The organism is Sediminibacterium sp. KACHI17 (assembly GCF_040362915.1).
Lineage (GTDB): Bacteria > Bacteroidota > Bacteroidia > Chitinophagales > Chitinophagaceae > Sediminibacterium.
Genome location: NZ_AP029612.1, coordinates 1102411 through 1120896, shown reverse-complemented (window position 1 = coordinate 1120896; position 18486 = coordinate 1102411). Strand labels below are relative to the sequence as shown.

Sequence of the window (18486 nt, the reverse complement as noted above, 5' to 3'; positions counted from 1 at the left end):
AAAGCTAAAGAAGAGTTGGTGAAGCTCCTCTTCAGGGTCGTTAAAATTTATCGGGTAATATTTTTTGCAGGAAGGCTCTATAAGCACCCGCATCTTTTTTGGTTTGTAGGATCCGTAAATTGGCCGGACTGATAATCAAAAACCCATATTTATCAGCACTTAACCAAGGTAGGATACGGCTGGCTGCCAATGGCTTTACCACATCTGTATAGCCGACAGCTTCATTCGCATCTTTAAAAGGACCGATCAATAGAAGTTGGATCTCCGGAACTACTGGTTGAGTGATGATACCTAATCTGCGATTGAAATATCGTTCCTGATTAAATCTATTAAAAGCATTCCTTGCTTCCCCAATAAACATACCATCCACTTTTGTTAACACCACAGCAGCATATTGCGTATCGGTGGCAACAAACTCGTAATCCAGTTCAATGGTCTGTACCGGAGATTTGACAGCATTGGTAATATTTAAACCCGGTGTTTGCTTCAGGTCTTTGATGGCAGGTGCAGCACTGTCTTTGCGTTGAGGAGTGGTAGTGATCACATTGGCCGGTCCGGAAAGATCTACTGATCGTGTAACCGTTTCTACAGGCCGCTCAATATTCAAGCCGGATAAATATGTTTCAATTTCTCCTCTTCTTTTGATCACATCGATCATGGTGCCCGCTTTTTCTGCTAAAGGGGAACTCGGGAAATTGTTGATCAATTGTTCAAGTCGATTGATCGCTGTGCTGTCATTACGTTCTTTTATATAATAGATCGATTCAATGTACAGCAGCTGCGGCGTCCATTGTGAATTATTCAGGGTTTGTTCAGCTTGTTTTTTGGCTTTGATGGCTGCATCAAATTTCCCTTCAATAAAAAGGTTGTAAATGTTATCGTACAATTTGTCTTTGGGATCTTGCTGTCGAAGATTGCTCGTATTACCATACAAAAACTTACTATCCGAATATTGACGGTTGAATACCTGTGATAATGAGTCTGCAGCTTTTTGGTTATTATTTTTACGATAACACTGCATCAATAAGAAACTGGCTTCTTCTGCTTCTGTCGATTGCGGAAAACGCCTGAGCAGTTCTTCATATACTTCAATGGCAGAAGGATAATCGTCTAATTGTTGTTGGAATATCTTTCCATTATCCAGCAATGCCCGAATGATGATGGTATTAGATAGTTCCATCTGTTCCTGTGTGAGCGGAATGGCATTTGTCAAGGATTCAAGACTCAGTTCTTCTTTTTTAGGTGCTGCTTTTCCATCCTGAGATACGGCAGCTTGTGTTTGTTGTGTAGAGATGATCTTATCAAGCGCCGATTGTCTTCTCCAATTATCTACATTCGGTCTATTACCCCAGCGTTTGCTAAACTCGCTGAAACCCCGACTCTTCAGGTTACTGTTCAAGAAATAAAAATCGGCGTTATTGTTACCAAAAAGATCACCTGTGTTTTTGGAATCAACTGCAAGATCTGCACCGAAAGAAGGTTCTTCAGTTTCTTTGATGCCTCTTTCTTTTCTGATCTGGCGCAGTAATTTTTTAAGGTAGTCAGTTCTGGCAGTTTCAGTTAACGCTGCTATCTTCTGAACACTGTCTTCACGTGCAATATTTTCTTCATTGATGCTGATAAGTTGTAGCGCCGGTTTGCGTGTTTCAATTCTTGATTTTTCATCATCAGGTAATAGTCTGGCTTCTACACTATCATAAAAACGGAAAGATTGACTGTATGATTTGCGGTCATAATTCAAGTCACCCAATAACAAAAAACTCTTTTGTTTTTGAATCGGATTGTCGCTGCTGAGGGCTACACTTTTTAATAGCAACTGTTGAGCAGCCGGATAGGCTTTTCTGCTCAATTCCAGTTTTGCAGCGGCATAATAAATGATATCGCGATACACATCATACTTATCTTTTTTTGCCATTTTTAGTAACTCGTTCAGGTTCTCTTGTAAGGCATTGTCTTTCTCACCGGTTGCAAGAGCAGCGATGTTCAATCTTGCATACACTTCCATGAAAGGATCTTTTGCATGACGGATCGCTTCTGTAAAATTTTTGATGGCATCGCTATTTTTATTGGCTTTTTCATACAGTTGAGCAGCCAGGTAATAGGTTCTTGCTTTATCCTGAAGATCATTTCCTTTTTTCAGGGAACGGGTCAGATAAAAAGCTGCGCTGTCATAAGCATTGAGTTTATAAAACAGATAGGCACTTGCTTCATCCAGTTCAGCTTGTAAACGGGCTGGGAATAATGCATCACTTCTTAATAGGGCGATTAATCCTGCAGCTTCCGCTGTTTTATCTTGTTCAATATAAGTGCGGGCCATCCAGAGAAAACTTTCATTTCTGCTGGGAAGTGTAGTAGTCATTTTCTTCCAGAGATTTCTTTTCTCGTTGGTAGAAATCGAAAAAATACCTCCGGAATTGCTGACATTACTTCCAATTGGCACATCATAGCCATCGTCTTTAGGCGCAAATGCATAATTGATATATTGAAACACATGCAGTGCAGAATCAAAATCTTTTCTGAAGAGATAGGCTTTGCCCATGAGCAGGTACAGATTATCTACCCAATCACTTCTTAGATCATGCAGTAAAATACCTGCTGTGCATTTATACAACACGGTATCAATTTGATCTTGTGCTGTGGTTTCAAGATCGTAATCATAAAAAGATAGTAATTGTGTGTAATCATCTCGGTGCGATTCAGTGGCTCTGTCAACGATCTCGTTCATGCGCTGGTTCGCATTGAAATAATAGTTGAAATGAGTAACTGTATTGTTATAGATACGCTTGGGAAGAGTGAATTTTTTATTGCCTGATTTTTCCGAGGGTAATGTCCGGTTCTCATAAGGCTTTTCCTTTTTGAGTTCGATGGTGGAATAAGGCTGCGCCACGATTTCTCCGGTTAAAAACAGAAAAATCAGTGACAAGCATGGTAGAATAGAACGTAAAATCATCCCGGAAAATCTTATTCGATGGTAGATCTGCATAAAATCACTTAAAAATACAGTTATTTCCCTTTCGGCAGCGCTGAAAACCTAATTCATCATTACCTTTAACCTGATTTTAGTCTATGGTCAATTCCGATAGTAATAATAATCTTAAGCGTATCAGAAATAACTATCGTCTCGTAGTGATGAATGATGATACGTATGAAGAAGTGGTCACTTTCCGATTATCACGTCTCAGTGTGTATATAGGATTGAGTACTGTATTCGTATTATTGGTCGGACTTACCATTGCATTGATCGCTTTTTCTCCATTGAAATATTATATACCGGGTTATGGAACTCGTGAAAGCAGGGCCGCACTTCAAATGCTGAAAATGCGTACCGACTCACTGGAGCAAGCGATCCGATATAAGGAACAATATATCGATGGAGTAAAAAAAGTACTGGCAGGAGATACCCCTTCTCAACTAGACACCATTTCTCTGGCCATTCCCAAGACAGATATATCGAGCGAATAATGGCATCCGATCAACGTCCTGATAAAACCTTACTTAGCTATGCTTCACTCGCCACACAATTGATCATATTGTTGTGTATAACCATATATGGTGGAAAGTGGGCAGATCAATATTTTAGCTTTTCAAAACCTGTATTGATCTGGCTTTTGCCGTTATTGGCATTGGCTGGAACACTGATCAAACTGGTCAGAGATACGTCAGGTACATCAAAGAAATGATTATGGGAAAAAAAATCAGACCACTTGTTTTATTCTTTTTGATCGTCAATGCGCTCACGATCGTAGGAGATAAGAAGATTGCTGCATGGGGAATGAAGCAAGATGTATTGATCATTGCGAATATTTTACTGTTCTTGTTCTCGTTGGTTGGGCTATTGATGCAACTGAATGCATCTAAAAATCCGAATCCCAATGCAATCGTACGTGCTGTGATGGCGGGTATGGGTTTGAAATTGCTCGGGTTTGGCGCCGCACTAATCATTTATCTGTCCATGGTAGGAAAAGATAAAAGTGTGTATTCGATCTATGCAGCCCTTGGGTTGTACGTAGTCTATACCTGGATTGAAGTTCGTTTATTCTTAAGGCAGAATCCCAAAAAGAATGCCCGTATCTGAACATCCCATGCAGGCATTGGCCGCATTTCTTCCCGAAGGTAGTTTTGAGGAAGTTGTGGCTTATATCAAACAGTACCGGGTTCATCTTACCATTACAAGAAAACGCAAATCGGTACTGGGCGATTATCGCCATGCATTTGCAGGAAAGAACCATCGGATCACGGTCAATGGTGATCTGAATCCTTATGAGTTTTTGATCACACTGTTACATGAATTAGCGCATCTCCTCACTTTTGAGCAATATCGTAATCGGGTAGAAGCACATGGGGCGGAATGGAAAGCCTGTTATGCAAAGCTGCTCCTGCATTTTATTCAGTTGGGTGTATTTCCGGAAGATGTTGAACAGGCGCTGCAGTATTCGGTCATGAATCCCGCAGCCACTGCGAATGGTGAAACAGCTTTATTGCTGGTACTTCGGAAATACAATAAACAACAAAGGAGTGGATATGCACACGTAGCGGATATTGCAGAGGGAGAATTATTCCAGATGGATAATGGTCGGGTCTTTCGACGCGGAAAACTGAGAAGAAAAAGATATGAATGTGTGGAATTGTCTACAGGACTGCGTTATTCATTCAGCGCAGTGATGGAGGTTAAAATGATTCATTCACATCAATAGCATTACTCGTTTCAAGCAAAAAAAAGCTCCGGCTTCTAGCCAGAGCTTTTGTATTTTTTCAAAGCTTCGATTAAGCTACTGCTTTTTTAACCAGCTCTGCCGCTTCACTGAGTTCAATAGCAGATTGAACTTTCAATCCACTTTCATCGATCAGTTTCTTCGCTTCAACAGCATTGGTACCTTGTAATCTTACAATGATAGGGATTTCAATATTGCCCAATTTATTGTATGCTTCGATCACACCAGCAGCAACACGGTCACAACGAACGATACCACCAAAGATGTTGATCAAAATCGCTTTTACGTTTGGATCTTTCATGATGATACGGAAACCTGCTTCCACGGTTTGAGCATTCGCAGTACCGCCTACATCCAGGAAGTTGGCAGGTTCACCACCACTTAATTTGATCATATCCATGGTCGCCATTGCCAAACCTGCACCATTTACCATACAACCTACGTTACCATCCAGTTTTACGAAGTTGAGGTTGTATTGTCCGGCTTCTACTTCCGTAGGATCTTCTTCTGATACATCACGTAAAGCAGCTGTATCAGCATGACGCATCAATGCATTATCATCAATGTTCATTTTACAGTCTACCGCGATGATCTTTTCATCACTTGTTTTGAACAAAGGATTGATCTCCAGCATACCGCAATCCAGTCCAACATAAGCGTTATATAAGTTGGTCACGAATTTTACGCAATTCTTGAATGCTTCTCCGCTAAGTCCCAGGTTGAAGGCGATCTTACGTGCCTGGAAACCCTGTAAGCCACCACCTGGATGCACCCACTCTTTGAAGATCTTATCAGGGGTATTGTGTGCTACTTCTTCAATATCCATTCCACCTTCAGTGCTATACATGATTACATTCATACCCTTCGCACGATCCAGAAGGATAGAGAGGTAGAACTCTTTTACAGGGTTAGGACCCGGATAATATACATCCTGAGCGATGAGGATCTTATTTACTTTTTTACCGCTAGGACCGGTTTGAATGGTCACCAGTGTACCCCCGAGTATGTTTTTGGCAATCGTAGCCACATCTTCAACACTCTTAGCCACGGCAACACCACGCTGCTCAGTACCTTCTATTTTTCCTTTACCACGTCCACCGGCATGGATCTGAGCCTTTATAACAGCAAAATTGTTACCGGTTTGGGTCTTGATTTGGCGATATGCCTCTTCGGCCGCCATTACCGTGTCTACCGCAATGCCTTCCTGCACCGGTACATTGTATTTTTTCAGCAATTCCTTGGCTTGATATTCATGAAGATTCATACGGGAAAAATTTTTGCGAAGATAAGAGAATCAGGCATTCAGATTTAAGGCGAAATTTTATTGTTGTAACATTAATTCCCCTAATTTTACGGAAGCTTCAAAAACTGTAAAAACGAAAAACATTATGAAAAAAGCATTTTTGACCTTGATGAGTGCCGCATTATTGATCGGCCTTTCTTCTTTTACGGGTGAAAACAAAAAAGCACCTACCACTTTGAATGTTGTGGCTGAGAAAAGCCGTGTTGATTGGATCGGTTCTAAAGCCGGCGACTTTCATACCGGTTCTTTCACTGTAAAAAGTGGACAAGTACAAGTTGAGAACGGTAAACTGACTGGTGGTAGCTTTGTAATTGACCTGGCTAACCTGAAAGTAACAGATGGTGCCGGAGACAGATTGGCTGGTCACCTGAAGTCTGCTGACTTTTTTGATGTAGCTAAATTTGGTGAAGCTACTTACACTATTACAGGTGTAAATTATACCGGAGAAGGTACTTGCGAGATCAGCGGTAACCTGAACATCAAAGGAGCTACTGTTGCAGTAAAATTCAATGCAAATATTCGTAGCGCAAGTGAAAAAGGTCTGTTTGGTCAGGCTTATTTCAGCGTAGACAGAACTGCATTCGGAATCTTGTACAATGGCCCTGCTAAAGACGTACAATTGGCAATTCATTTGTTTGCTAAATAAGCATAACTGATCGCATAAAAGAAAAGGACTTCAATTGAAGTCCTTTTCTTTTTTATAGGAAAATGTATTTAAAGGTATCGCTCTTCAATCACAGCCTTATGATGCATCAAATGTCCAAACAATATGAAAGCGATGGCATTGGCTGAAGTTTCTGTGCCACTTACAATACCTCTATTATTTAGTTGTGATTCTGTAAGTGATTCGATCAGTAGATTACTGGATTTTCTGACAGCCAAAAACTCTTGTTTGATCGCATCAAAACTTCTGCGATTGGCATCAGCATTGGCTACATAATCATTCTCTTCAAAAGAAGGGAGAGGAGTAGTATCTTTTCTGGCTATCCTTAGTAAGCGATAGCTGAAGATTCTTTCTGTATCTGTTACATGTTGTAACACTTCTTTTAAGGTCCACTTACCGGGCGCATAAGCATAATCAGCTTTTGATTCGGGTAATGTTGTATAGAAGTGTTCGAGAACGGTAGTCAATTCTTCCAGCAATGCATGTGCATTCTGTGCTTTTGTTTGGTTGATGTATCGCTCAAAAAATGAGTTGTACTCACCGGGTTGCGGTCTGCTCATAAATAATTAGTGGGACTTATTTTTCTTAACGTTCGTGGTCTTGGTTTCTGTTGCAGGCTTATTCGCTTGTTGTATCCACTGCTCAGCCGCCACCATGGCATTGTAGGCATTCACAATACCTCCGGTTCTGGATAATTGATTAAATGGAACAATACTGGCTTTTTCACCCGGACGGAAACAGTAGGCAGATGATTCCGGAATCAATACCGATTTTTCGATGATCTGTTTTACTTGTACCGCTGATAGTTGCGGGTAGTACGAACGTATCATCGCTGCAATACCACTTACAATTGGAGTGGCCATACTGGTTCCTTGCTGGTTACCATATTTATTCCCTCCGGGCATTGTAGAATAGATCTTCACACCTGGTGCAAAAAGATCTACTTTTTCTTTACCATAATTACTGAATTCAGCCGTGATACTGCCTGTGATCTTTGGATCACTGCTGGCACCAACCGTAATATAGTTGCTGGCTAAAGTGTTCCATTCTTGCAGCCATGGGTTTGGATAAACTTCTTTCTCATCAATATTGTCTCCATCATTTCCGGATGAATGTAATACCAATACATCTTTTTGCTCTGCATAGCGTATTGCACTGTCTACCCAGTTCTTTTCCGGGGAGAAAGATTTTCCGAAACTCATGTTGATCACTTTGGCACCATGATCTACTGCATAACGAATGGCCAGAGCAATATCTTTATCATATTCATCACCATCCGGAACCACACGCAACATCATGATGCGTACATTATCTGCAACACCATCAATACCAATACCATTGTTTCGCTGAGCAGCGATCAGTCCACTAACATGGGTGCCGTGATCAGGGTTGGGTCCCATTACATCTCCGTTACCATAAAAGCGGTCATTCAAGTTGTAGTAATTATCGCCGATGATCTCAGCGCGATAATCTCTTGGTGCTTTTTCTTTGGATTCAAAAGCTGTCTTTTTCCCATCAATATATTCTTCCAACTGTGTTAACAGTACCGTGTTTTTTTCTTCAGCATCCAATCCGATCATCTTCATGCAGGTAAGAAAACCCAGCTTTGCTTCTTTACCCATTTTACTGACGGGTTGAAACTGCTCCAATTTTTCACAGGTATATTCTTCACAGCCCATTTCCTGACGTAAGATCTTATCATGCTTTTTTAAGGCTTTCGCAGTCACTTCAACAAACATCAATTCCATTTGCTCTTCATGACTGAAATTCATCTGGTTCAAGGCTTTTTTCCAGATAAAGAATTGTTCACGCTGTTTTTCCGTCATTTCTTCCGGATTCAAATTTTTATTAGCGAACTGATCTTTCCATCTATGAAAAACCCTTGAGCGCTCATCGGATGCTTTTTTAATATTTCTACCATCTTTATTTCCTAAAAAATTCCATCCGTACACATCATCTATATATCCATTACCGTCATCGTCTTTATTGTTTCCAGGAATTTCTTTTGGGTTGCGCCAAAGCACCGGCTTTAAGTCTTCATGCGTTGTATCGATACCTGAGTCCAATACAGCAACAATGATCGGTTCACTTTTTTTGTTACGCTCTTTTAAAAAATCGTAGGCTTTGTATAAACTGATCCCGTAGAATGAATCCTTATTGTAATCCATTTGAAACCAGGCCTTAGGTACCTGTTGCGCATGTACAATAAGCGCAGAAAAGGGTATGGCTAATAAACTGAGTATCCCGCGAAGCATCGAATGTATAGTTTAACGATCAGCACAAATTTCCGTAATGATAATGAAAAATTAACCGCTGCAGCGTGATTTAGGAAAATCTTGGCGCAGTTGCAATAGCGCCCTATTGATAACACTTCTTTTTTTAGTTTTTCTTAACAAATTTCGGGAGTGGATCAAGGTCTATTTTTTCAGCAGCTTAGCTGCACTGTGTATACCCCTTTTGAGTTGCTCGGCAATATGCAAAGACCGTTCGATTCTTTTATCGGAAGATTTTATACGGGTAATCAAATAGAGAATACTTCTTTTATTACCGGGAGTGAGTTGATCGAAGATAATTTTAGCCTCAGGATCTGTTTCAAGCACTTCAGTCCATTCTATGGCTTCTTCAAATTGAAATGTACTTTTATCTTCTTTTAATTCAAGTTGTACGGTTACTCCTTTTTTCAGGTTCAATTCTTTTAATACCCGCTTACTAATATAAATAATATAACCCTCTTCTTTTCTAGACTGTAATGCAACATGTAAACTCGATTTCCCATTGAGTATACAAATACATCTTTTGATTCCCTTTTTACTAAACTTTTCTGCTGTTGGTGTATCAATGCCAATAAAGTGCATGCCATCAGACTGATCGATGATGGCGTTCTTTTTTATTACCATAGTTACAGTGTTGTATTTTTCTGTACTACAATCTACACTTGAACAGGTTCAGTTGTTTATTGTATGATTCTGAGATACGCTTTCCAAGGTCCTGTCTCTTCCCGGTATTGATGTGAAATGGTTCTTGTGATCTGATAAATATGATTCTGATCGTGTACCACCCATGTAGCCAATAGTTGCTGAAGTGTCACTGTTCCGAAAGCAGGGTGGATGGCCGTTCTTTCAAAATCTGCAGGACTGAGCTGAAAATCATTCAGTATGGTGAGATTTTCTTCACGAAGTGAGCGAAATGTTTTCAGTAACTCAAGAATGCTTTTACCCTTGCTATCTTCAAATTGTGCAAAGCGATCAAAAGGAGTGAAGGTTTTATGATTGTCATCCGATAAACAGATCTTCATCCTCGGTATCCAATCTGTTTTTTCTCCGTGTATCAGATGCCCCACCACATCGTAAGGACTCCAGCTATCACCTCCTTCATTGGCATGAAGTAAAGCGTCGGGAATATCCAGCAGCAGATCTTCTAATAATTGAGGTGTTCTGCTTAAGAGGTTGACGGCATCTGATACGGAGATATGCATATCAATACAATTAAAGGTCAAATTGAATGCCTTGAGCTAAAGGCAATTGTGTACTCCAATTGATGGTATTGGTTTGGCGACGCATATAAGCTTTCCATGCATCACTGCCACTTTCTCTTCCGCCACCGGTTTCTTTTTCACCACCAAAAGCACCACCAATTTCAGCACCGCTGGTACCAATATTTACATTCGCGATACCACAATCACTTCCTGCATGTGAAAGGAATTGTTCTGCTTCTCGCATGTTTAAGGTCATGATCGCAGAAGAAAGTCCTTGCGGTACATGATTCTGAAAAGAGATCGCTTCATTCAGATCGCTATATTTCATGATGTATAAGATCGGAGCAAATGTTTCGTGTTGTACTACCGGGAAATGATTTTCTGCTTCAGCGATACATGGTTTTACATAACAACCGCTTTCATATCCGCTACCATTTAATACACCCCCTTCCACAATGAATCGACCACCTTGTTCTTTACAGGCTTCGATCGACTTAAGATACAATTGTACTGCCTCCTGATCGATCAATGGCCCTACATGGTTTTTTGTATCCAATGGGTCACCAATCCTCAATTGTCCATAAGCCTTCACCAATTTCGCTTTGAAGGTTTCATATACCGATTCATGAATGATCAATCTACGGGTAGTGGTGCATCGTTGTCCGGCAGTACCTACGGCCCCAAATACGCAACCGATCAAAGCCATATCCAGATCTGCTTCTTTTGAAATGATAATGGCATTATTACCACCCAATTCCAAAATGGTTTTTCCAAGTCTGGCAGCCACTGTTGCGGCAACGATCTTACCCATTCTGGTAGAACCTGTTGCAGAGATCAATGGAATCCGATTATCATTGCTCATCCATTCACCTACTTCGCGGGCTCCTTGTATCAGACAGTTCACGCCTTCAGGAACCTGATTGTTTTTGAAAACTTCTGCAACAATATTTTGTACAGCAATAGAGCAAAGCGGCGTTTTCTCACTGGGTTTCCAGATCGTAGTATTGCCACAAACCCATGCCAAGGCTGCATTCCAGCTCCATACTGCAACAGGGAAATTAAAAGCAGAAATAATACCGGTGATACCTAATGGATGCCATTGTTCATACATACGGTGTTTGGGTCTTTCACTATGCATGGTCAGACCATGTAATTGTCTGGATAATCCCACTGCAAAATCACAGATATCGATCATCTCCTGAACTTCTCCATATCCTTCTTGTAAACTTTTGCCCATTTCATAACTCACCAATTTACCTAAAGACTCTTTGTACTTGCGCAAAGCTTCGCCTACCTGGCGAACTACTTCACCACGTTTGGGTGCAGGCCATTCACGCCAACTTTCAAATGCTTTTGCAGACTGTTGTACAACTGTTTGATAAGTAGCTTCATCAGTTGACTGAACTGTACCGATCAATTTACCATCAACAGGAGAAGAGGAGCTGATAACAGAGGCTTTACTATCGATCCATTGAGTACCGGTAGATGCACCGGGATTTACAGACTGAATACCTAATTGTGCTAAAAAATCCATGCAGGTTAAATTTTGGTAAAGGTAATGGATTCAAAAAAGAGCACCTGAAGAGATTGACAGGCATAAAAAAAGTATCACCGTGTTGAGAACAACTTTGTGATACTTTATTATCTAAAACCCTGCATGAAACGCCTTTCAGCATTTACAGAGTAAAACTATCTTTTTGTTTATTTTTTTCGCCGATTGATAGGTGAGGGGCTTATCAAAATCGGGGAATGGCTACTTTGTTTTTGAAATTTCTAATAACTGATCGTACACACTGCTGTAGCTGCTGCCGATAGGTATTTCTTTACCTGCGATCCATACTTTTGATTTGCTGAATTTTTCAATTTTTGCAATAGGAATGATGAATGAACGGTGAACCCTCACAAAATCACGCGGCGGTAATTTTTCCTGAATACTTTTTAATGTCATCAGCGTTAGTACCGGGTTGGGTTTGATATAGATCTTGATATAATCATCGAGTGCTTCAATCAGATCAATGTCTTTCAGGTTGATCTTCATGATCTCATAATTCACTTTTATAAAGAGTGAATTCAGCTGCACTTCCTGAGAGCTAAGGAATTCGATGTATTCCTTAGCTTTATAACAAGCTTTTAAAAAACGATCATATTCAAAAGGCTTGAGCAGATAATCAACCGCGTCTACATTAAAACCTTCTACTGCAAAATCTTTATATGCAGTGGTAAAGATCACCGGCGGTTTTTCAGATAAACCTTTATAAAACTGAATACCGGTAATATCAGGCATTTGAATATCCAGAAATAAAAGATCGACCGTATTGGATTGCATATAGGCAATGGCTTCATCGGTATTGGTAAAGGTCTTTTCCAGTTTCAGAAAAGAGATCTTCGCGCAATATTCCTGAACCAGTTGTAATGCTAGTGGCTCGTCATCAATGGCAATACAATGAATCATGTTGTAATCTCCAATTTTACAATGTAAATGTTGTTTTCAATGGTTGTAATGAGTTTATGGCGATCAGGATACATTAGTTCCAATCTTCTTTTAACATTGTTGATACCAATGCCAGTATTCTCCATTAAACTATTATCCGCTGCAACAATATTATTAGTGGCTGAGAAATAAATGATGTTGTCCTTGGTGTCAATTGAGATATCAATCTTTGATACTTCTTTGGTACTCACTCCGTATTTAAAAGCATTCTCTACAAATGGTATGAACATTAAAGGGGCAATCAACATAGTGTCAACATCTCCCTTGGCAGAAAAGTGCAAGGTCACCTTATCTGTTAGTCTTACTTGTTGTAATTCAATAAAGTTATGAATGAAATCCACCTCATTATTCAAAGGTACCAGATCACGTTCCGTTTCTGTAAGGATATAACGCATAATGGATGAAAGTTTCATCACAGCAGGCGCTGTTTTTTCACTTCTTACCACTGCAAGCGAATAAATATTATTCAGGGTGTTGAAAAAGAAATGCGGGTTTACCTGTGATTTCAGAAATGATAACTCTGTATTCAGTTTTTCGTTTTCTGTTTCTTTTTTGGTTTGTTCTGTTCTAAGCCAACGTTGGGTTACAGAGATACAGGTTCCAAACGCAAATACCAATAAGAACAAGACTGTATTATATGGATCCGCAATAGGTCTGGCTCTTCTGGGTGCTCTCGTAAGTTTTGGAGTGCCTTTGAAATCAGGGTTTCGGATGAACTCATTGTTCTGACGAATGAATTCAGGTTCAACAATCAGATTGGCAATTTCTTTAGGCAAAAACAGAAAAGCTGTTAAACAGGCTGCTATCGAAAGAATATACCATCCCCATCTTTTATTGATCAACAATTTCGGTACGAGAACATGTGTATTGAAATAATAGAACAGTACAATGAAAACATTATTGCAGATGATGGTTGCGAGCATGTTGTCACTCATACTGAATTCTCTCAAACGAGGAAAGAAGACCAGATAAGGCACAAAGAAAAAACAAGCCCATGCAACCATGTGCGTGAAGACTGTAATTATTTTTTTATCGTTTGTCAAAAGATCAGATTAATGATGGTAATGAATAAGGTTATATAATAATACTAATTAAGCACGTGTTTCATCCAAAATAATTGTTGCGGTTCCAATATTTTGTTAGTAGAACCAGCGTTGCTGTTTTGAATACCATTTGTTCTGCTGCTAGCTGGGGGCATACTCCCTGCTGGAACAGCTACCAGTCTGGCATTGAATGATCCAATCGGTACAGCAGGGGAGGGTGGCTGCGGAAGCGATTCTTGTGCATTCAATTTAAAGCCAACTGAGATTTCCTTGCCAGTTAAACCTTCCATTAATGCTAATCTTTTAAATGGAATTTCATACTCGATATAAAGTATATTTCTTTCATCCCATCCAAATGATAGTTGGATATCGGAAGCAGTTCCAACCGGCTCTATTTCTATATCTTGTAACTGATCTTTGAATCCTTTTTTCTTCAAGAATAACATACTGGCTGCAAGTCGATCGGTAAATGATTGATCTTGCCCTTGTACATTTTGATTGAAGGAAGCAGTTAAAGGTTCTTTTTTAACGGGGAATTCGATATAAGTTGATTCTCTTTTTTTCCCTTTTATATCGATCATTAACTGCATACCCGCTTGTGAAATTCTAGATTGCACGGATTTATTGACAATATACATTGCAACGTATAATTTCTCCTTGTCATTTTCTGTAGCAAAACGAATACCTGAAACTTCGTCAATATCAAAGGAGGCCGGATCCCAATCATCTAATTCTCCGTTAGTAATATGCTTTAAGGGTAGGGTGTCACAAAAGTCATTGGCCTGTATATCGGAAACCCGGATAATACCCAGCGATAGAAAAATGAGGAGTATGACGTTGTATCGAAACATAGTGTTTCTCAAATCTATTTTTCCTGATGAAAATAAACAATCATTTTGGGTGAAGAAGGGGTCTTCATCGGTAAAGATTTAGTAAGATTCTTTTTCTGATGGGAAATCTCCGGATTTTACATCTTTAATATATTGACCCACAGCACCCTGTATCTGTTCCTGTAAATTCAAGTACTGTCTTAAAAAACGAGGCTTAAAAGTATTGTTGATACCCAGCATGTCATGCATCACCAAAACCTGTCCATCACAGCCTGAGCCTGCACCGATACCAATAGTAGGAATGGTCAATGAGTTGCTGACTTCAGTTGCCAATGCTGCGGGTATTTTTTCCAAAACGATCGCGTAGCAGCCCGCTTCTTCTAATAACTTGGCATCTTTTCTCAGTTTTTCAGCCTCTTCATTTTCTTTGGCTCTCACATTATAGGTCCCGAATTTATAGATCGATTGTGGCGTCAAGCCAAGATGCCCCATAACAGGGATGCCTGCTGATACAATTCTTTGAATGCTTTCCACCACTTCTGATCCTCCCTCCAGCTTTATGGAATGTGCGCCACTTTCTTTCATGATACGTATGGCAGAGGCAAGGGCAATATCTGAGTTTGATTGATAGGACCCAAAAGGCAGATCCACGACTACCAATGAGCGGTCGATCCCTCTTACAACACACTGCGCATGGTAGATCATTTGATCCAATGTGATCGGCACCGTTGTTTCATGTCCGGCCATCACGTTACTGGCACTGTCACCCACCAAAACAACATCGATACCTGCTTCATCAAATAAACGTGCAAAGGAATAGTCATAGGCTGTGATCATGGAGATCTTCTCTCCCGCAGCCTTCATTTTCAGCAATGTATTGGTAGTGATTTTCTTGACATCTTTATGAACAGACATGACATTGGTTTTTAATCATCTTTCCGGATCGGAAACAGTGCAAAGTAGGCAGATTTTAGGATTACCCAAATGTTTACAAACGAATTACTGTTGTTGTAAGGTTAATTCAGAGTAAAGGTGTTGAATAAGCCCGTCAGCTAAACCAATTTTGGGTACATAGATCTCATCGGCATCTGCCCATCGCATCACATTGATATAGATCTGTAAGGCAGGTACAATTACGTCTGCACGGTCTTCACGCAACTTGTAAATATTGATCCGGTCTTCCAGCGTGAAGCTGGAAATTTCTTTGTAATAATCTTTCAACAGATCGATCGGTAATGGCTTGCCATCTTTCTTTTTACTGAGAGAAAAAACTTTATTGATATTTCCCCCGGTACCAATCGCTACAATTTTCTTATATCCTTTGGTTTTCGTTTTGATCATCTCCTTCATTTCATTCCAGTGATGATCCTCTACCATATCTTTCAGTAATCGAATCGTACCGATATTAAAAGATTGTTTGAAAACCAGTCTGTCTTCGGCAAAAAAAGTAAGTTCTGTACTACCGCCTCCTACATCAATATACAGATAGCTATGATCGGTATCCATGTTTTCTGCCACATGGTTTTCATAAATGATCGATGCTTCGAGATCACCACTGATGATCTCAATTTCAAGTCCTGTCTCTAATCGTATTTTTCTGATAAGGTCAGCACTGTTACGTGCATCACGCATGGCGCTGGTTGCACAGGCAATGGTATGCTGAACACCATAGGCATTGATCAAATGTCCATAGGCCTTCATGGTTTGTAAAACCATTCCTCTTTTTTCTTTGGAAATTTCTCCTTTTTCAAAAACATCAAAACCCAAGCGCAGGGGTACACGAACAAGATTCAGTTTATTGAATCGCGGATTACCTGCTGCATCATGTGTTACTTCAGAAATAAGTAAACGAGCAGCATTACTTCCAATATCAATTGCGGCGAGCCTCAACAGTTGCTATGTTTTTCCGGTGTAAGTATTGATAGGTTTCGATCTGAGAGCGAACCCTTTTTTTACCTGCGGAAGGTACATAGTTGTTTTTTAATTCTTTGTCGAGGATGCGTGCTTTTACATTGTCTCTTAATTGAATGTGGATAATCTGTTTCAATTCCTCGCGAATCGCAGTATCCATGACGGGAATAGCTGCTTCAATGCGATGATCCAGATTCCTTACCATCCAGTCGGCGCTGGAGATATAAATTTTTTCATGTCCGCCATTATGGAACATCAACACCCTTGCATGTTCCAGGTATTCGTCTACAATACTGATGGCACGAATAGGTTGTTTGAATTTTTTATGATCGATCACTGCACAGAAGATACCACGAACGATCAATCTGATCTCAACACCTGCAGCTGCTGCAGCATACAATTTATCGATCAGTGCTGCATCACTCAGTGAGTTCACTTTTAGTGTAATAACAGCTTCTTTCCCTGCTTTGGCTGCCTTTACTTCCCGATTGATCAGGGTGGTCAGTTCTTGTCGCATATTGGTTGGACACACCATCAATGTTTTGCACTGTTTTAGCTGTGCAGCAGCGGTCTTCCAGTTTTCGAGATAGTTGAAGATCCGGTTGATATCAGCCATCACCATTCTGTTGGCTGTGAGTAAGCAATGATCTCCGTAAACCTTCGCTGTTTTTTCATTCAGGTTGCCGGTACTTACAAATCCGTATTGTACTGTTTTGTTTCCTTTCCTTTTTTTAATGATGCAGAGTTTGGCATGCACTTTCATTTTAGGAATTCCCAATAACACACGAACACCTTCTTCTTCCAGAATTTTTTTCCATTCGAGATTGGCTTCTTCATCAAATCGGGCTTTTAGTTCCAGCATTACGATCACTTCTTTGCCATTACGTGCAGCATTGATCAATGCATTGATGACTTTCGAATTCGAAGCAAGTCTATAGGCAGTGATCTTGATCGATTTGACATCAGGATCCATGGCCGCTTCGCGTAATAAATCGATAACCGTATGGAAAGAGTGATAGGGGAAATGCAGCATCACATCTTTTTTCAATACCACATCTGTAACACGCATACTGCCTTGTATGGCCGGATGTGTAAATGAAGGGCGACGTGTGTTCTTACTGTCAAACACATCCGGAAAATCCATGAAATGGCGAAAGTTATGTATCCTTCCACCCGGAATGATATTACTTTTCCGGTTGAGGTTCAAACGACGGATCAGGTATTCCAATAAACCCGCATCCATTTCTTTGTCGTATACAAAGCGAACCGGTTTTCCTTTGCGTCTGTTCTTCAATCCCTTTTCGATCTTTTCAACGAAGGTGGTACTTACATCATTGTCAATATCGATCTCAGCATCTTTGGTTACTTTGAAAACATGTGCATCAAAATAATCGTAATCAAAATAAGTGAAGATCTCAGGCAAGTTATGTCTGATCACATCTTCCAATAAAATGATGTGCTTTTCACCTTGCTTAGAAGGTAGCAATACAAATCTTCCAACATCTTTGGCCGGAACTTCGATCAATGCATATTTCTGATCGTATGCAGAATCTTTTTTGCGCATCACTACACCCAGATAAATACTTTTATCTCGCAGATAAGGTAGTTGTGGTAAGCTTTCGATCATCAACGGGATGATATTGGAACGAACCTGTTCATCAAAAAAATCGCTTACATATCTTTTCTGTTCTTTATTCAGTTGCTTTTCATTGATCAAAAAGATCTTTTCTTTTTTCAACTCTCTGATGATGTCATCCCAAATACGATTGAATTCATTTTGTTGCTGAAGGACGATGGTTTGTATCTGATCGATGATGGATTGTGGATCATCTTCCATATGCATGTTGAGCTTACGTCTTTTATCCGCATATTCTACCATGCGTTTTAGAGTAGCTACACGAACCCTGAAAAATTCATCGGTATTATTGGAAAAGATACCCAGAAAGCGGATCCTTTCTTTTAAGGGAACTGAAGGGTCATTCGCTTCTTGTAAAACCCTTGCATTAAAACTGAGCCAACTGATGTCACGCTGTATAAGATGCTTTTTCACAAAAAAT

General features: G+C 40.0%; 18 protein-coding genes. 5 read left to right on the top strand and 13 right to left on the bottom strand.

What is annotated here, in order from left to right; genetic code table 11:
- Positions 1-40: 40 nt before the first annotated feature.
- Complete coding sequence (locus ABXG83_RS04870; protein WP_353550364.1) at positions 41-2923, bottom strand: tetratricopeptide repeat protein; 2883 nt, start codon at positions 2921-2923, stop codon at positions 41-43.
- A 143-nt stretch (positions 2924-3066) separates the two neighbouring features.
- On the opposite strand from ABXG83_RS04870, the gene ABXG83_RS04865 reads away from it, so the two are divergent.
- The 4 genes from ABXG83_RS04865 to ABXG83_RS04850 are packed head-to-tail and all read left to right on the top strand — an operon-like array spanning position 3067 to position 4694.
- Positions 3067-3462, top strand: a complete 396-nt coding sequence (locus tag ABXG83_RS04865; protein ID WP_353550363.1) for a hypothetical protein — start codon at positions 3067-3069, stop codon at positions 3460-3462.
- Complete coding sequence (locus tag ABXG83_RS04860) at positions 3462-3680, top strand: hypothetical protein (protein WP_353550362.1); 219 nt, start codon at positions 3462-3464, stop codon at positions 3678-3680. The genes ABXG83_RS04865 and ABXG83_RS04860 overlap by 1 nt, the downstream gene beginning before the upstream one ends.
- Positions 3681-3682: 2 nt before the next feature.
- Positions 3683-4075 carry a hypothetical protein gene (locus ABXG83_RS04855; protein WP_353550361.1) on the top strand — a complete coding sequence of 131 codons (393 nt, stop codon included), beginning with the start codon at positions 3683-3685 and terminating at the stop codon, positions 4073-4075.
- Complete coding sequence (locus tag ABXG83_RS04850; protein ID WP_353550360.1) at positions 4062-4694, top strand: SprT-like domain-containing protein; 633 nt, start codon at positions 4062-4064, stop codon at positions 4692-4694. Before ABXG83_RS04855 ends, ABXG83_RS04850 begins: the two co-directional genes overlap by 14 nt.
- Positions 4695-4764: 70 nt before the next feature.
- On the opposite strand, the gene sucC is transcribed toward ABXG83_RS04850, so the two are convergent.
- A complete protein-coding gene (gene sucC, locus ABXG83_RS04845) occupies positions 4765-5976 on the bottom strand; it encodes an ADP-forming succinate--CoA ligase subunit beta (protein WP_353550359.1) in 1212 nt (403 codons plus the stop codon).
- Positions 5977-6100: 124 nt separating this feature from the next.
- On the opposite strand from sucC, the gene ABXG83_RS04840 reads away from it, so the two are divergent.
- Positions 6101-6661 carry a YceI family protein gene (locus ABXG83_RS04840; protein ID WP_353550358.1) on the top strand — a complete coding sequence of 187 codons (561 nt, stop codon included), beginning with the start codon at positions 6101-6103 and terminating at the stop codon, positions 6659-6661.
- A 68-nt stretch (positions 6662-6729) separates the two neighbouring features.
- On the opposite strand, the gene ABXG83_RS04835 is transcribed toward ABXG83_RS04840, so the two are convergent.
- The 11 genes from ABXG83_RS04835 to ppk1 form a co-directional block, all read right to left on the bottom strand.
- Complete coding sequence (locus tag ABXG83_RS04835) at positions 6730-7239, bottom strand: DinB family protein (protein WP_353550357.1); 510 nt, start codon at positions 7237-7239, stop codon at positions 6730-6732.
- 6 nt (positions 7240-7245) lie between these two features.
- Positions 7246-8934, bottom strand: a complete 1689-nt coding sequence (locus ABXG83_RS04830; protein WP_353550356.1) for a S8 family peptidase — start codon at positions 8932-8934, stop codon at positions 7246-7248.
- 162 nt (positions 8935-9096) lie between these two features.
- Positions 9097-9576 carry a YdeI/OmpD-associated family protein gene (locus ABXG83_RS04825; RefSeq protein WP_353550355.1) on the bottom strand — a complete coding sequence of 160 codons (480 nt, stop codon included), beginning with the start codon at positions 9574-9576 and terminating at the stop codon, positions 9097-9099.
- 56 nt (positions 9577-9632) lie between these two features.
- Complete coding sequence (locus tag ABXG83_RS04820) at positions 9633-10154, bottom strand: DinB family protein (RefSeq protein WP_353550354.1); 522 nt, start codon at positions 10152-10154, stop codon at positions 9633-9635.
- A 10-nt stretch (positions 10155-10164) separates the two neighbouring features.
- On the bottom strand, positions 10165-11688 hold the full coding sequence (locus ABXG83_RS04815; RefSeq protein WP_353550353.1) for an aldehyde dehydrogenase family protein: 1524 nt from the start codon (positions 11686-11688) through the stop codon (positions 10165-10167).
- A 219-nt stretch (positions 11689-11907) separates the two neighbouring features.
- Entirely contained in the window at positions 11908-12606 is a 699-nt protein-coding gene (locus ABXG83_RS04810) for a LytTR family DNA-binding domain-containing protein (RefSeq protein ID WP_353550352.1), read from the bottom strand.
- A complete protein-coding gene (locus ABXG83_RS04805; protein ID WP_353550351.1) occupies positions 12603-13688 on the bottom strand; it encodes a sensor histidine kinase in 1086 nt (361 codons plus the stop codon). Before ABXG83_RS04805 ends, ABXG83_RS04810 begins: the two co-directional genes overlap by 4 nt.
- Before the next feature lie 44 nt (positions 13689-13732).
- On the bottom strand, positions 13733-14539 hold the full coding sequence (locus ABXG83_RS04800) for a hypothetical protein (RefSeq protein ID WP_353550350.1): 807 nt from the start codon (positions 14537-14539) through the stop codon (positions 13733-13735).
- A gap of 78 nt (positions 14540-14617) precedes the next feature.
- Positions 14618-15433, bottom strand: coding sequence for a 3-methyl-2-oxobutanoate hydroxymethyltransferase (gene panB, locus ABXG83_RS04795; protein ID WP_353550349.1), 816 nt, complete (start codon positions 15431-15433; stop codon positions 14618-14620).
- An 84-nt stretch (positions 15434-15517) separates the two neighbouring features.
- The gene (locus tag ABXG83_RS04790) at positions 15518-16408 is read right to left on the bottom strand and encodes an exopolyphosphatase (RefSeq protein ID WP_353550348.1); all 891 of its coding nucleotides are present in this window, start codon (positions 16406-16408) and stop codon (positions 15518-15520) included.
- Entirely contained in the window at positions 16389-18479 is a 2091-nt protein-coding gene (gene ppk1 / locus ABXG83_RS04785) for a polyphosphate kinase 1 (protein WP_353550347.1), read from the bottom strand. Before ppk1 ends, ABXG83_RS04790 begins: the two co-directional genes overlap by 20 nt.
- Positions 18480-18486: the final 7 nt, after the last annotated feature.